Source organism: Pseudomonas sp. 22085 (assembly GCF_052045815.1).
Lineage (GTDB): Bacteria > Pseudomonadota > Gammaproteobacteria > Pseudomonadales > Pseudomonadaceae > Aquipseudomonas > Aquipseudomonas glycinae.
In genome coordinates this window covers 15,802-30,148 of sequence record NZ_JBQEQA010000011.1, presented here as the reverse complement: position 1 = coordinate 30,148, position 14,347 = coordinate 15,802, and the positions used below count along the sequence as shown (strand labels likewise).

Annotated in this window: 13 protein-coding genes; 8 read left to right on the top strand and 5 right to left on the bottom strand. The window is 60.9% G+C overall.

Annotated elements, in window-relative coordinates; genetic code table 11:
- Positions 1–10 precede the first annotated feature (10 nt).
- Genes ACTJK7_RS15085 through ACTJK7_RS15075 form a run of 3 tightly spaced genes read left to right on the top strand, consistent with a single transcriptional unit; the run spans position 11 to position 1,954 of the window.
- Positions 11–1,219 (top strand): MFS transporter, encoded by a 1,209-nt coding sequence (locus ACTJK7_RS15085; RefSeq protein WP_440780985.1) that lies wholly within the window; start codon positions 11–13, stop codon positions 1,217–1,219.
- Positions 1,216–1,338 carry a hypothetical protein gene (locus ACTJK7_RS15080; protein WP_007950415.1) on the top strand — a complete coding sequence of 41 codons (123 nt, stop codon included), beginning with the start codon at positions 1,216–1,218 and terminating at the stop codon, positions 1,336–1,338. The genes ACTJK7_RS15085 and ACTJK7_RS15080 overlap by 4 nt, the downstream gene beginning before the upstream one ends.
- Positions 1,339–1,393: 55 nt before the next feature.
- Entirely contained in the window at positions 1,394–1,954 is a 561-nt protein-coding gene (locus ACTJK7_RS15075; RefSeq protein WP_440780987.1) for a glutathione peroxidase, read from the top strand.
- Positions 1,955–2,035: 81 nt separating this feature from the next.
- Here the strand turns inward: ACTJK7_RS15075 and ACTJK7_RS15070 are convergent, their stop codons facing one another.
- The 3 genes from ACTJK7_RS15070 to ACTJK7_RS15060 form a co-directional block, all read right to left on the bottom strand.
- Complete coding sequence (locus ACTJK7_RS15070; RefSeq protein ID WP_064594534.1) at positions 2,036–3,307, bottom strand: OmpP1/FadL family transporter; 1,272 nt, start codon at positions 3,305–3,307, stop codon at positions 2,036–2,038.
- Between the two features lie 146 nt (positions 3,308–3,453).
- Positions 3,454–3,936: a hypothetical protein gene (locus tag ACTJK7_RS15065; protein ID WP_064378682.1), complete on the bottom strand. Its 483-nt coding sequence runs from the start codon at positions 3,934–3,936 to the stop codon at positions 3,454–3,456.
- Positions 3,937–4,210: 274 nt separating this feature from the next.
- A complete protein-coding gene (locus tag ACTJK7_RS15060; protein ID WP_007950419.1) occupies positions 4,211–4,435 on the bottom strand; it encodes a hypothetical protein in 225 nt (74 codons plus the stop codon).
- Positions 4,436–5,389: 954 nt separating this feature from the next.
- Here ACTJK7_RS15060 and ACTJK7_RS15055 point away from each other — a divergent pair.
- Positions 5,390–5,713: a hypothetical protein gene (locus ACTJK7_RS15055; RefSeq protein WP_011333152.1), complete on the top strand. Its 324-nt coding sequence runs from the start codon at positions 5,390–5,392 to the stop codon at positions 5,711–5,713.
- Positions 5,714–5,888: 175 nt separating this feature from the next.
- Positions 5,889–7,253: a DNA recombination protein RmuC gene (gene rmuC, locus ACTJK7_RS15050; protein WP_440780994.1), complete on the top strand. Its 1,365-nt coding sequence runs from the start codon at positions 5,889–5,891 to the stop codon at positions 7,251–7,253.
- Positions 7,254–7,262: 9 nt separating this feature from the next.
- On the opposite strand, the gene ACTJK7_RS15045 is transcribed toward rmuC, so the two are convergent.
- Entirely contained in the window at positions 7,263–10,733 is a 3,471-nt protein-coding gene (locus tag ACTJK7_RS15045; protein ID WP_011333154.1) for a hybrid sensor histidine kinase/response regulator, read from the bottom strand.
- A gap of 134 nt (positions 10,734–10,867) precedes the next feature.
- Complete coding sequence (locus ACTJK7_RS15040) at positions 10,868–11,410, bottom strand: TetR/AcrR family transcriptional regulator (protein WP_108560392.1); 543 nt, start codon at positions 11,408–11,410, stop codon at positions 10,868–10,870.
- Between the two features lie 91 nt (positions 11,411–11,501).
- On the opposite strand from ACTJK7_RS15040, the gene ACTJK7_RS15035 reads away from it, so the two are divergent.
- From ACTJK7_RS15035 to ACTJK7_RS15025, 3 genes are all read left to right on the top strand, one after another.
- Positions 11,502–12,689: an MFS transporter gene (locus tag ACTJK7_RS15035; RefSeq protein WP_108560395.1), complete on the top strand. Its 1,188-nt coding sequence runs from the start codon at positions 11,502–11,504 to the stop codon at positions 12,687–12,689.
- A 55-nt stretch (positions 12,690–12,744) separates the two neighbouring features.
- Positions 12,745–13,056: a cupin gene (locus ACTJK7_RS15030; RefSeq protein ID WP_085655482.1), complete on the top strand. Its 312-nt coding sequence runs from the start codon at positions 12,745–12,747 to the stop codon at positions 13,054–13,056.
- Between the two features lie 105 nt (positions 13,057–13,161).
- On the top strand, positions 13,162–14,313 hold the full coding sequence (locus ACTJK7_RS15025; protein WP_440780989.1) for a TDT family transporter: 1,152 nt from the start codon (positions 13,162–13,164) through the stop codon (positions 14,311–14,313).
- Positions 14,314–14,347: the final 34 nt, after the last annotated feature.

Below are 14,347 nucleotides of genomic sequence, written 5' to 3'. Positions count from 1 at the left end.
GAGAATAATAATGAGTTCGATGTGGCGTACGTGCGGTTGGGTGTTGCTGGGGAGTGCGCTGATTCTGGCGTTGTCATTGGGCGTGCGGCACGGCTTCGGACTGTTCCTGTCGCCGATGAGCGCCCAGTTCGGCTGGGGCCGTGAAGTGTTCGCCTTTGCCATCGCCTTGCAGAACCTGATCTGGGGCCTGGCGCAACCGTTTACCGGCGCGCTGGCCGACCGCTTTGGCGCTGCGAAAGTGGTGCTGATCGGCGGGGGGCTCTACGCCTTGGGCCTGGTGTTCATGGGCCTGTCGGAAACCGCGTTGGGCTTGTCCCTGAGCGCTGGCCTGCTGATCGGTATCGGTCTGTCCGGCACCTCGTTTTCGGTCATTCTCGGTGTGGTCGGCCGCGCGGTGCCGCCGGAAAAACGCAGTATGGGCATGGGCATTGCCAGCGCCGCCGGGTCTTTCGGCCAGTTCGCCATGCTGCCGGGTACTCTCGGGCTGATTGGCTGGCTCGGCTGGTCGGCGGCATTGTTGGTGCTGGGGCTGCTGGTGGCGCTGATCGTACCGCTGGTGAGCATGCTCAAGGACAAGCCGCTGCCGGTACTCGGCCATGAACAAACCCTGTCCGAAGCCTTGCGCGAGGCCTGCTCGAATTCCGGGTTCTGGTTGCTGGCCTTCGGCTTTTTCGTCTGTGGTTTTCAGGTGGTGTTCATTGGCGTGCACCTGCCGGCGTATCTGGTTGATCAGCATCTGCCGGCCACCGTCGGCACCACCGTGCTGGCGTTGATCGGCCTGTTTAACATCTTCGGCACGTACACCGCCGGTTGGCTCGGTGGGCGGATGTCCAAGCCGCGTCTGCTGACCGGGCTCTATCTATTGCGCGCCGTGGTGATCGTGTTGTTCCTGTGGCTGCCGGTGACGACGACTTCGGCCTATCTGTTCGGCATGACGATGGGCTTCCTGTGGCTGTCGACGGTGCCGTTGACCAACGGTACGGTGGCGACCTTGTTCGGCGTGCGAAACCTGTCCATGCTCGGCGGCATCGTGTTTCTGTTCCATCAGTTGGGTTCGTTCCTCGGCGGCTGGCTGGGCGGGGTGGTGTATGACCGGACCGGGAGTTATGACTTGATCTGGCAAGTGGCGATTCTCTTGAGCCTGTTGGCGGCAGCGCTGAACTGGCCGGTGCGCGAGCGTCCGGTCGAGCGCCTGCAACCGCGTGCGAGCGCTGCATGAACCGTTTCTGGCCGCAGATCGTCGTCACCGCACTCGGCGCCGCGTTGCTGGCGCTGGTGTGGTGGGGCTGGCATCAGGGCGGGCTGGCGCTGATGCAGTTGGGCATGGGTGCTTGCTAGATCGGCGGGAGGGCGAGTAACGTCGAGGTCTGACGATTGCTCAAGGATGCCCGACATGCTCAAGCGCTGGTGTGCTGTTCCCGCGTTGCTGATGGCGTTGACCGGACTGGCCCAGGCCGCGGACTGTCCGGATCTGTTGCAAGGTTCGTTGCCCAAGTTGCGGGCCAAGGAATCCATCGACCTGTGTCAGCGTTACGCCGACAAACCGCTGGTGGTGATCAACACGGCCAGCTTCTGTGGTTTCGCGCCGCAGTTCGAGGGGCTCGAAGCGCTCAATCAGCGCTACAAGGCCCAGGGCCTGGAAATGCTCGGCGTGCCTTCCAATGACTTCAAGCAGGAGTCCAAGGACAGCGCCGAGACCGCCAAGGTCTGCTACGCCAACTACGACGTAACGTTCACCATGACCGAACCGCAGAAGGTGCGGGGTGACGATGCGACTCACTTGTTCCAGGTGCTGGCCAGGCAGAGCAGTGCACCGAAGTGGAATTTCTACAAATACGTCGTCGACCGCCAGGGCAAGGTGATCGCCAACTTCTCCAGCCTGACCAAACCGGATGATCCGGAATTTCTCGCAGCCATCGAGAAAGCCATTGCCTCCCAGCCGCTGAAACCCTGATCGACACCCATCAAAAAGCCCCGCCTCTGTGAAGAGAGCGGGGCTTTTTAGTGGGCGAGGCATTAGCCTCGCCGTGCAGCATCAGAAGCGGTAGGTTGCGCCGACACCAAAGCCGTTTGCCGAGTTTTCATACTGCGAGTTGTAGCTCTGGCCACGATCGTTTTCGTTGCGAATGTTGACCTTCTCTTCCTTCAGGTACGAGTAGGCAACGTCGATGGTCAGGTCTTCGGTCGGGCTCCAGCCGGCACCGATACTGAAGATGGTCCGGTCGCCGGTCGGGATGCGTGGCGAACGGTCGACGTTGTTGGTTGGCGACTGGTCGAACGTCAGACCGGTACGCAGTACCCATTCCTTGTTCAACTGGTAGGACGTACCGATGGCGTAAGCCCAGGTGTCATGCCAGTTCTGTTCTTCGGTGATCTCGCCGAACTGGCCAGCCAGCAGAGGCTGTACGCCGGAGTTCTTGACGGTGATCTTTTCCAGCTGGCTCCAGCGGGTCCAGGTGGTACCGGCGTAGACGTTCCAGCGATCGTTGATCGCCTGGGTGACCGAGAGGTCCACGGATTCAGGCGTGGTGATCTTCAGCGAAGCGTCGTACTTCTGGTTCGCACCCAGGCCGATCGCGCCCAGCACACCGTAGTTGACCTTGGTGTTGCCTTCGAGCTTGTAGTCGACTTTCGAGTGGTAGGTCAGACCCAGGCGAGTGCTGTCGGTAGCCTGTACCAGCACGCCGATGTTGTAGCCCAGTGCAGTGTCGTCGCCCTTGATCTTGACCTTGCCGTCCGGCGCAGCCTGAGTGATCGACAGGTTGGATTCCAGCGAGCCGTCGATACGGTTGATGGTCGGGCCGAAACCGATCGACACCACGTCGTTGAACTTGTAGCTGACGGTTGGCTGGAAGGTGATGATCTTGACTTCGGACTTGCTGCCGAAGTAACGGCCGGCGAAGCCGTTTTCATAGTCGGTGATCAGGCCGAAGGGTACGTACACACCCAGACCGAATGCCCAATGCTCGTCGATCGGCTTGACGTAGTAGCCCATAGGTACGGAGGTGAAGGGCACCATGTCGCCTTTGTTGCTGCCGCCGTTCGGGCTGGAGCTGGCGTCGCTGATATCGGTTTTTGCATCGAGGAATGCAACGCCACCGGTGACTTGTTCGCGCGTGATGCGCGACATGCCGGCAGGGTTGCCGTAAACAGTGCTTGCGTCGTCGGCAGAAGAAGATCGCCCGGCGTACCCAGTCCCCATCCCGCTGATGCTGTGTTCGTTGATGGCAAAGCCAGCCGCGAAGATCTGGGTGGATGCCACGGTTACGGCAAGGCTAAGGGTGGTTTTGAGCATGACTTTTTTCATTATTAGAACTCCTGGTGATCACCGGGGCGAAAATTACCAACATTTTCGTCCCGGCGCTATAGTCCGTATGCCTTGAGTTAGAGCGGTTTTGTAGGACAATCCGACCAAATTCGCTGCGTGTTGGGCGATGTTGCGAAACCGCTGGGTCAGCAAGCGACCTGATTCAACGGTGAAACACAGGTTTGCCAGGCGCAGGTGAAGTCGCGCAGACGACCTTGAGGCTGGAAGGTCTGACGCCAGATACGCGCCATGCCCAGAAGATCGTCCGGCTCGGGGAGGGTAGGGTTTTGTTCTTCGACCAGCAGCCAGGCGATGGCTGTGGCATAACGCAAATTGACGGTCAGTTCGAGGTGCGGGCCGCTGAGGAAAGCATGCTGGCTGGCGAGGCCGCGAACCAGGCTGGCGCGTTCCGGATCCAGCGCCAGGTAATGGTCCCAAAGGGCCTGGTGACGATGCTCGGCTATCCGGTACAGGCCGTGGCCACGGCGGTCATGCAGGGCTGAACCGAGGGCGGACTGGCTGGCGGCAATACCCAGCAGCAGGGATTCGGCGGTTGCGCAGTGACGTCCCAGGTAGATCAGCGTAGGACGGATCACATAGCGGCACAGTTCGCTGGCAGCGATACCCATAAATCCCTCGGATCTTGTTATCGGGCGGCGAGCCTGAAGGGGAGCTTGGCAGCTGTGGATCGACTCAGGCTCGCCGGAAGCGGATCACGCCGCTTGAGTTGAAGTGTAGTGTCATATTCACGACGTAAAGGCCTGTTTTTAAAATATTTCCGGCGAGGCGTTATAACCGTTATATCGGTTGGTGCTTAAGCGAAAAGGGTAAGGGTGAAATATCGGGCAATAAAAAGCCCCGCATTTTCAGCGGGGCTTTTGCTTTTGCAGCCATTTAGGCCTCTCAGGCGATCAATGCCTGACGGGTGCGATCAATCACGGCCTGCAGCGGTTCGGCGCTGGAGTATTGATCGGGGTACAGACGCTCGCTGTGGCGGGCGATCCCGTGTTCATTGACCACGGTGAAGCTGAAGCAGCCTTTGCGAGCGGCCATGATCAGGCAGTTCATTGGGGCAAAAGCGTTGGTTAGGGTGCGAATGGCATCCTGAGTCTGGATTTGAGTCGACATAGTTATTAGGTGTTCCTACAAATGACACGGATAAGAACCGTGCAACGTTAAAACGTTCCAGTAACGTCAACCACCATTGGTCGAACGAAGAACCCGACTGGAACAAGGCAGCCAGTTCGAGCGCTATAAAAGTTGGCGCGCTTGGGCTGGCAGGTAGGTACTTAGGAGGACAGGCAACACATCGAGGGCAGAGGTTCTGGGCCCGGGGTGAAGATCCTGATCAATTTGCAGGTTGGTTAGGTCAGAGTAAATGGTCTTCGCAACACCCTTTGCATTCAGTTCAAAGGCTGTGTCGTCGCAAGATTTACCTGGAAACCATCGAGGGGTCGATCCCGCTTTTTTCGGTGAAGGCTTCTGTGAGAGAACCTTGACCGTGGGGGTGTATTCGACCGGAATTGACTTTCAGCTTGGTACTAACGCCGCGGATACTAACCGAACGCTCCAAAGAAGGCAAACCCGCTGAACAAAAAAATCCCGAGATATCGCCCAGGCCTTGAAACTTGCCCCGATCCGGTTCAGATCATGACCGTCGGTCGCCACAACCTGGCAGGCGCGGAAGCTCGACGCAGAGGCCTATCCCCAGGCCGAATGCCAAAACGACCCGAAAAGGCGCATCGATATAACCGCGTAACAGGTACTTGTGCACATTAGTTGCGCAGACTGTAACGGCGCTGTCATAACGATCCTGACCCTGGTGGCTGCCTGTAACGAAAGTTTAAGTCAATGAAAAACATCGCTTTTTTTTACTGGTGAAAAAATCGTCAGTTTGACTGAGAGCCCCATTCCATAAGGCTTTGCGACGAGTCAGGGGCGGTTGTCCACTGAGTTATCCACAGCTTCTGTGGATTGTCCCGAGCGCTTGCTCTAGCACGGGCGTGCCGGGTTTTTTTCGACTTTACCTGTGCGAAAAAAAGAGTAGAGTGGCGCGCCTTCCGATCTGCCCCACAGTGCTTTATGAAGTTTCGTTCAGCTACAGACTCTGTTACCTCCCAACCCCCTCGTGTTACCGCTCCCAAGCGATTTTCCGTGCGCGTGGCCGAATGGCTGCTGGACAGCCCGCGACTGGGCGATAGCCAGAACGCCAAACACCTCGCCGGCCGCCTGCTCAAGCAACCGGCCCGGGAAGGGGTGGTCGCGGCGCAGAGTCGCCTCGGCCAGTTGATGTGCCGCGAGTGCGGCAATGCCCGGGATCGGCGGATCGGCCAGGACCTGCTGCGCCAGGCCGCCCGTGCCGGTGACCGACGCGCGCAACAGGAACTCGGCCTGATCGAAGACTGAGCTGTCCAAGACCAGACGCCTTGGTTAACCTTCAGGCTTTATCGGATTGGCGGGAATCACTATGGCGATGGACTTGACCAGCATCCTGCTGGGGCTGGCAGGTGCGGCGGTGCCGCTGCTGGCACTGGCCTGGCAACTGCAACGTCGGGCCAGTCAGAACCAGTCTGAAGTCGCGTTGCTCGAAGAGCGGCTGGCCATGGCGCAGATGGCCCAGGATGGCCTCACTGCTCAACTTGAAGCCTGCCGCGATGAAATCGCCGACCTCGGCCAGGCCAATGCCGCCAAGCAGGCGGATCTCGCCGCCGTGCGCCGGGAAGTCGAGCTGCTGCAGATCGAGCGCGATGACGCCCGTGACGCCGCCCACGCCTGGAACCTCGAGCGCGCCAACAAGGAAGCTGAATTGCGCCGCCTGGACGCCCAGGCCGCTTCGCTGAATGCCGAATTGCGCGAGCAACAGGAAAGCCATCAACAACGCCTGGATGACCTGCAAGGTTCCCGCGACGAGCTGCGCGCGCAGTTCGCCGAACTGGCCGGCAAGATCTTCGATGAGCGTGAACAGCGTTTCGCCGAAACCAGCCAGCAACGCCTCGGCCAATTGCTCGACCCGTTGAAGGAGCGCATCCAGTCGTTCGAAAAACGCGTCGAGGAAAGCTACCAGGCCGAAGCCCGCGAGCGTTTTTCGCTGGCCAAGGAACTGGAACGCTTGCAACAACTGAACCTGCGCCTGAGCGACGAAGCGACCAACCTGACTCGCGCTCTGAAGGGCCAGAAAACCCAGGGCAACTGGGGCGAGCTGATTCTCGAGCGCGTGCTTGAGCATGCCGGGCTGGAGAAGGGGCGCGAGTACCAGACCCAGGTCAATCTCAAGGGGCCGGATGGCGAACGTTTCCAGCCGGACGTGATCATTTACCTGCCGGGCGACAAGCAGGTGGTGGTCGACTCCAAGGTCAGCCTCACCGCCTATCAGCAATACGTGGCGGCGGACGACGAGGCCATCGGCCAGATCGCCATGAAGCAGCACGTGCTGTCCTTGCGCAGCCACGTCAAAGGCCTGGCCGGCAAGGATTACAAACGTCTGGAAGGCTTGCACAGCCTCGATTTCGTCTTGCTGTTCGTGCCCATCGAAGCGGCGTTTTCCGCTGCGTTGCAGTCTGAGCCGGCGCTGTTTCAGGAAGCATTCGACCGCAACATCGTGATTGTCAGCCCGACCACGCTGCTGGCAACGCTGCGGGTCATCGACAGTCTGTGGAAGCAGGAACGCCAGAGCCAGAATGCCCGGGAAATCGCCGAGCGCGCCGGCTGGCTGTACGACAAGTTCGTGTTGTTCATTCAGGATCTGGACGAAGTCGGCAATCGCTTGCAGCAACTGGACAAGGCCTACAGCGCGGCGCGCAACAAGCTGACGGAAGGGCGCGGCAACCTGGTCAGCCGCAGCGAGCAGCTCAAGTTGCTCGGCGCACGAGCCAGCAAAAGCTTGCCGGCGGATCTGCTGGAACGCGCGATGACCGACGCCGACGGCCTGGTCGAGCTGCCTGAATAAGCCGCTCTGCTAGAGCGGCAAGTAGCGACTCAACAACGCCCGCAACGCCGCCGGTTTCACCGGTTTGGCCAGGTAATCCAGCCCCGCTGCGTGCACCTGGGCCACGGTTTCCGGATGCCCGTCGGCGCTGATCACCACGCCCGGCACCGGCTCGCCCAGCCTTGTGCGCAACCACGCCATCAACTCGGTGCCGGTTTCGCCGTGATCCAGGTGATAGTCCACCAGTGCCAACTGTGGGCGCACGCCCTCGTCGAGCAGTGCCGCGCATTCTTCTCGGTTGCGCGCCGTCCACACCTGACAGCCCCAGCGCGTGAGCAGGCTGTTCATGCCGATCAGAATGCTGTCTTCGTTGTCGATGCACAGCACCTGCGCGCCGCTGTGCAATTTACCGTTTATTTCCACCGCCGCGGTTGGCTGCACGGTCTGCGCTTTGGCCAACGGCACACGAACGCTGAACACGCTGCCGCGCCCCGGCCATGAGCGCACGCGCAAGGTATGGCCGAGCACGCGGCACAGGCCATCGGCGATCGCCAGGCCCAGGCCCAGGCCTTTTTCGGCGCGGGTCTGGTGACTGTCGAGGCGTTTGAACTCCTCGAAGATCACTTGCTGTTTGTCCTCCGGAATCCCCGGTCCGCGATCCCACACTTCCAGACAGATTTCGCCTTTACGCCGACGCACGCCCAGCAGCACCGGGCCTTTTGCGTAGCGGAACGCGTTGGTGAGGAAATTCTGCAGAATGCGCCGCAGGAGCTTGATGTCGCTGTCGATGCGCAACTGACTGCCCCGTACCCGGAAGCTCAGGCCCTGTTCCTGGGCCAGTGCCTTGAACTCCGCGCCGAGAATATCGAACAGCTCATTGACCGCGAAAGGCTTGCGATCCGGATTGATCTTGCCGTTCTCCAGGCGGGAAATGTCCAGCAGATCGCTGATCAGGTCTTCGGCCGAACGCAGTGAACTGTCCAGATGCTGCACCAGTTTCTGCGCTTCCTCGCTCAAGCCGTCCGCCTGATGGGAGAGGGCGGCGGAGAACAAACGTGCGGCGTTCAAAGGCTGCATCAAGTCGTGGCTGACCGCTGCGAGGAAACGGGTTTTCGACTGGTTGGCCGCCTCGGCATTGCCCTTGGCTTCGGTCAGTGCGACGTTGAGTTGCGACAGTTCCTGGGTTCGTTCGCTGACCCGTTGCTCCAGCCCTTCGTTGGCTTCGGTCAAGGCCTGTTCGGCTTCGCGGAACGCGGTGATGTCGGTGAAACTCATGACGAAACCGCCGCCGGGCATCGGGTTGCCGATCAGTTCGATCACCCGGCCGTTGGGGAACAAACGCTCGGACGTGTGAGCACGACCCTGACGCATCCAGTGCAGGCGCCGGGCGACGTGAACTTCCGCTTCACCGGGGCCGCACAAACCACGCTCGGCGTTGTGGCGAATGATGTCGGCAATCGGCCGGCCAACGCTGATCAAGCCGTCCGGGTAGTTGAACAGCTCCAGATAACGGCGGTTCCAGGCCACCAGCTTGAGCGACTGGTCGACCACGCTGATGCCCTGAGTAATGTTTTCGATGGCGCCTTGCAGCAGCGCGCGGTTGAACTGCAGCACTTCCGACGCTTCGTCGGCGATCCGTACCACGTCCTCCAGCTGCATTTCCCGACCTTCGATGGCGGCTTTTACTACAGCTCGCGTCGAAGAGGCGCCGAGGACACCTGCCAGCAATCGTTCGGTGTGAGCGATCCATTCGCCGTCAGCGTTCTGATTCGGGTTGAAGCCTTTGCCTTGGCGGTAAGCGAAGCGAATGAAACTCTGCCGGGCGCGTTCTTCACCGACAAAGCGTGCCGCCAGTTGCAGCAGGTCGTCGATCTGCACCGCCAGCATCGAGCGTGCGCTTGGCCTTGCGCTGATCTCCTGACCGATGAAGCGCCCGGCCTGCCAATGCTCCGACACCCGGGTGCGCGACAGCACCGAGACCCAGGCAAACAACGTGAAGTTGCCCGCCAGCGACAGCACCACGCCTTGGGTCAGCGGGGTAATCGGCAGGTTCAGCGGGTTGCTGTGCAGCCAGGCGAGGCCGGGGAAACTGTCCAGCGACCAGCCGAGGCTGCGCGCAGCGATCGGCAGGACCAGGGTGTAGAACCACAGGAACGTACCGGCGGCGAGGCCGGCGAACACGCCGCGGCGGTTGGCCTGTTTCCAGTACAGCGCGCCGAGCATTGCCGGGGCCAGTTGAGTGACCGCCGCGAAAGCGATCTGGCCGATGGTTGCCAGGCTCGCAGTGGAACCGAGCAAACGGTAGCTGACGTAAGCCAGCAACAGAATCACCACGATGCTGACCCGGCGCACCGAGAGCATCCACTGGCGGAACACTTCGAACGGGCGCTCGGCATTGTTGCGGCGTAGCAGCCACGGCAACAGCATGTCGTTGGAGACCATGGTCGACAGCGCCACGCTCGCCACGATCACCATGCCGGTGGCTGCCGACGCACCGCCGATAAACGCCAGCATCGCCAGCGCCGGATGAGCCTGGGCCAACGGCAGGCTGATAACAAAAGAGTCGGGGATGACCGAGTTGGGCAGCATCATCTGACCGGCCAGGGCGATCGGGACTACAAACAGCGCGGCCAATGCGAGGTAGGCCGGGAACACCCATTTGGCCAGGCGCAGATCCTGCGGGTCGATGTTCTCGACCACTGTCACGTGGAACTGCCGGGGCAGGCAGATGATCGCCATCATCGCCACGCCGGTCTGCACCACCATCGAGGGCCAGTTGATGGTTTCTTTCCAGTATTCCTCAAGGCGCGGGGCGAGCATCGCCTGATTGAACAGGTCGTCGAAACCGTCATACAGCCCGTAGGTGACGAAAGCGCCGACGGCGAGGAAGGCAAACAGTTTGACCAGCGATTCAAAGGCAATCGCCAGCACCATGCCCCGGTGGTGCTCGGTGGCATCGAGGTTGCGCGTACCGAAAACGATGGTGAACAGCGCCAGCACCAGCGACACGATCAGTGCCGTGTCCTGGGCGCGGGTGCCCATGGCGTCGGCGCCGGCACCGATCAGCAGATTCACGCCGAGGACGATGCCTTTGAGCTGCAAGGCGATATAAGGCAGGACGCCAACCAGGCAGATCAGCGCGACGACCACCGCCAAGGACTGGGATTTACCGTAGCGGGCGGCGATGAAGTCGGCGATGGAGGTGATGTTCTCCTGTTTGCTGATCATCACCATTTTCTGCAGCACCCACGGCGCGCCGAGCAACAGCAGGATCGGCCCCAGATAAATCGGCAGGAATGACCACAGTTGTTCGGCGGCCTGGCCGACCGCGCCGAAAAACGTCCAGCTGGTGCAATAGACCGCCAGCGACAGGCTGTACACCCAGGCACGCACCCGTGGCGGCAGCGGCGTGCTGCGACGGTCGCCGTAGAAGGCGATGGCGAACATGATGGCCATATAGGCCAGGGCGACGGCGGCGATCAGCCCGGTGGACAACGACATGGAACACTCCCGACAGAAAACGACCGGACTCGCGCCCGGTCAGACAGTCTCGCACGGGCGCGGCGGTTAGTCAGTGTCGACCAAGGTCGTGACGCGGCGGGGTGTCGCAGGAACAGAACCGGGCAGTTTTGTGGTCAGTCCGTTTTCAGCGCGATGTCGATCAAGCGGTGCAGCTCTTCGACTTCCAGCGGCGCTGCCGAAAACAGAATGCGGAACACCACGGGGGACACCACCAGATTGATCAGCCGATCCACGCTCGGCGCCGGTTCCTTGGGATGGCGCTCGATGATGGTCTGCAACTGCGCGCCGATGATCGCCACGCAGTAGCCCGGCGTTGCACTCGCCTGCACGTCGCGCATCATGTTGCGCCCGGGTTCCGAGCTCATTTCATCGAGGTATTGTTCGGCCCACGCGCGGATATCGCTGCGCAGGCTGCCGGTTTCCGCCGGCTCGCTGTCGGGACGCATGCGGGCGAGGGCGACGTCGGCCAGCAAGGTCGCCAGATCGCCCCAGCGCCGATAGATCGTCGACGGCGTCACACCGGCGCGCGCCGCGATTTGCGGGACGGTCACCGTTGAGCGCTCCTGTTCTTGCAGAAGCGCGCGGACTGCCGAATGAATCGACTCTTGCACCCGGGCACTGCGACCACCCGGGCGTAAACCTTCTTTAATAGCCATGCAGCAGACCTTAACACAAAGAATTTGCTTTAAGCGCAAGCCGAGAGCACACTCCGCAAAAGCAAAAAATTAGCTTTTGCGGAGTGTGCCCATGACCAGTCTTGCTTCCAACCGTTCCAGCCTGTGGTTTCTGGCGATCACCTTACTGAGTTTTCTCGCCGCTTCCACTGCGCCGACGCCGTTGTATCACCTGTATCAGGATCAGCTGCATTTTTCGGCAGCGGTACTGACCCTGATTTTCGGCGTCTACGCCCTCAGTCTGCTGGCCGCGTTGCTGACGGTCGGGTCGCTGTCGGATCACCTGGGACGCAAACCGGTGATCTTCACCGCCGTGACGCTCAATGCGCTGGCGATGCTGTTGTTCATCTATGCCGACAGCGTGGGTTGGCTGATCGGCGCGCGAGTGCTGCAAGGTTTCGCCACCGGCATGGCCACCGCCGTGTTGAGCGCGACACTGCTGGACACTGATCGTCAGCAAGGGCCGTTGATCAACAGCGTTGCGCCTTTGCTGGGCATGGCGTTGGGCGGCATGGGCTGCGGTTTGCTGGCGGAATTCGCCCCGGCGCCGTTGCAGTTGACCTATTGGTTGCTGCTCGCGCTGTTTGTGTTGCAAGGCATTTATGTCTGGCGCCTGCCGGAAAGCGTCTCGCCGCAGGCCGGAGCGTGGGCCTCGTTACGGCCGACCCTGCACGTGCCGGTTCAGGCCCGCTCGACGCTGTGGCGAGTGTTGCCGCTGAACACCGCGACCTGGGCGCTCGGCGGATTTTATGCCTCGCTGGCGCCGTCGCTGGTGCGCACGGCCACCGGCTCCACCTCCAATCTGATCGGCGGCGCGACCGTGGCGGCGCTGACCGTGACCGGTGCATTGATGATCTTCACGTTGCGCAATCGTCCTGCCTCCCGCGCGCTGCAACTCGGGGCGAGTCTGCTGCCGGCCGGTATCGTGCTGATTCTGTTGGGCGTGCACAGCGCCAGCCTGTCGCTGTTCTTCTTCGGTACGCTGGTGGCCGGTTGTGGCTTTGGCTCCGGTTTTCTCGGAGCGGTGCGCACTCTGGTGCCGTTGGCATTGCCTCATGAGCGTGCGGGTTTGATGTCGGCATTTTATGTGCTGAGTTACCTGGCGTTCTGCCTGCCGGCGTTGCTGGCCGGGCACTTCACCCACAGTGTGGGTCTGCTGGCCACCACCGATGTGTATGGTGCAGTGCTGATCGTGTTGGCGGTCGGTGCGCTGTTGATGAGTTTCCGGGCGCAAGCGGCGAAGACCTGCAGCGCTCCATAAGCCCGTCGGATTCGGTTAGCCTTGGCCAGCCCCACTTCTTCTCACGGATCGACGCATGAAGATTATCCGCAGCAAAACCTTCACCGCCGAGCGCGCCTGGGGCGCGCTCGACATCGCCAACATGAACGGCATCACCACGCGCCTGCACTGGACCGATCAGCCTTACAAATGGCACGTCAATGACGGTGAAGAAGTGTTTGTGGTGCTCGACGGTCAGGTGCTCATGCACTATCGCGAAGCAGGTGAGGAGAAGCAGGCCTTGCTCGACGTTGGCGACATCTTTTACGCGTCCATTGGCACTGAACACGTCGCTCATCCTCAGGGCGCAGCGCGGATTCTGGTGATCGAAACCGAAGGCAGTGTCTGACTGCATATCTACAAAACAGATAACAGTTAGAGATATTACCCGTTATATAGATATTCGATTTAGTTCTACCATGGACTCAACCTCACCTGAGGACAGGAGTTCATAATGATTTGCCCCAATAGCGTCAAACCCGGCATCAAGCCATTCAGCCAGCTTCAGCACCCGCTTGAAGTGATCCGTCAATTCACCCCGAACTGGTTCGCCGCCACCATGGGTACCGGCGTGCTGGCGTTGGCGCTGGCGCAATTGCCGGTGTCCATTCCCGGCCTGCGCGCCGTGGCCGAAGGGCTGTGGCTGTTCAACATTCTGTTGTTCGTGCTGTTTACCGCTGCCTACGCCGCCCGCTGGATTCTGTTCTTCGACGAGGCGCGGCGGATCTTCGGCCACTCCACGGTTTCGATGTTCTTCGGCACCATTCCCATGGGCCTGGCAACCATCATCAACGGCTTTCTGCTGTTCGGTCTGCCGCGCTGGGGCGACGGCGTGATTCAGCTTGCCGAGGTGTTGTGGTGGCTGGACGTGGCGATGTCGCTGGCCTGCGGTGTGCTGATCCCCTACATGATGTTTACCCGTCAGGAACACAGCATCGATCAGATGACCGCCGTCTGGCTGCTGCCGGTGGTGGCGGCAGAAGTGGCCGCGGCCAGCGGTGGACTGCTGGTGCCGCATCTCGCTGATGCGCACTCGCAACTGGTGGTGCTGGTGACCAGTTACGTGCTCTGGGCCTTTTCCCTGCCGGTGGCGTTCAGCATCCTGACCATCCTCTTGCTGCGCATGGCCTTGCACAAGCTGCCCCACGAAAACATGGCAGCCTCGAGCTGGCTGGCCTTGGGGCCAATCGGCACCGGCGCCCTGGGCATGTTGCTGCTGGGTGGCGACGCCCCGGCGATCTTCGCGGCCAATGGTCTGACAGGCATCGGCGAAATGGCTTCGGGCCTGGGCCTGGTTGCCGGGATCACACTGTGGGGTTTCGGTCTGTGGTGGATGTTGATGGCGCTGCTGATCACTTTGCGTTACCTGCGTGACGGCATTCCGTTCAACCTCGGCTGGTGGGGCTTCACCTTTCCGTTGGGCGTGTATTCGCTGGCAACCCTGAAACTGGGCAGCACCTTGCACCTGACGTTCTTCAGTGTGGCCGGTTGTGTGCTGGTGGCGTTGCTGGCGGTGATGTGGCTGATCGTCGGCAAGCGCACGCTGCAAGGTGCGTGGCGCGGCGAGCTGTTTGTTTCACCGTGCATTGCAGGTTTGAAGAAATAACCTGCGAAGATTAGGTAATGTGTGGCCTGGATCG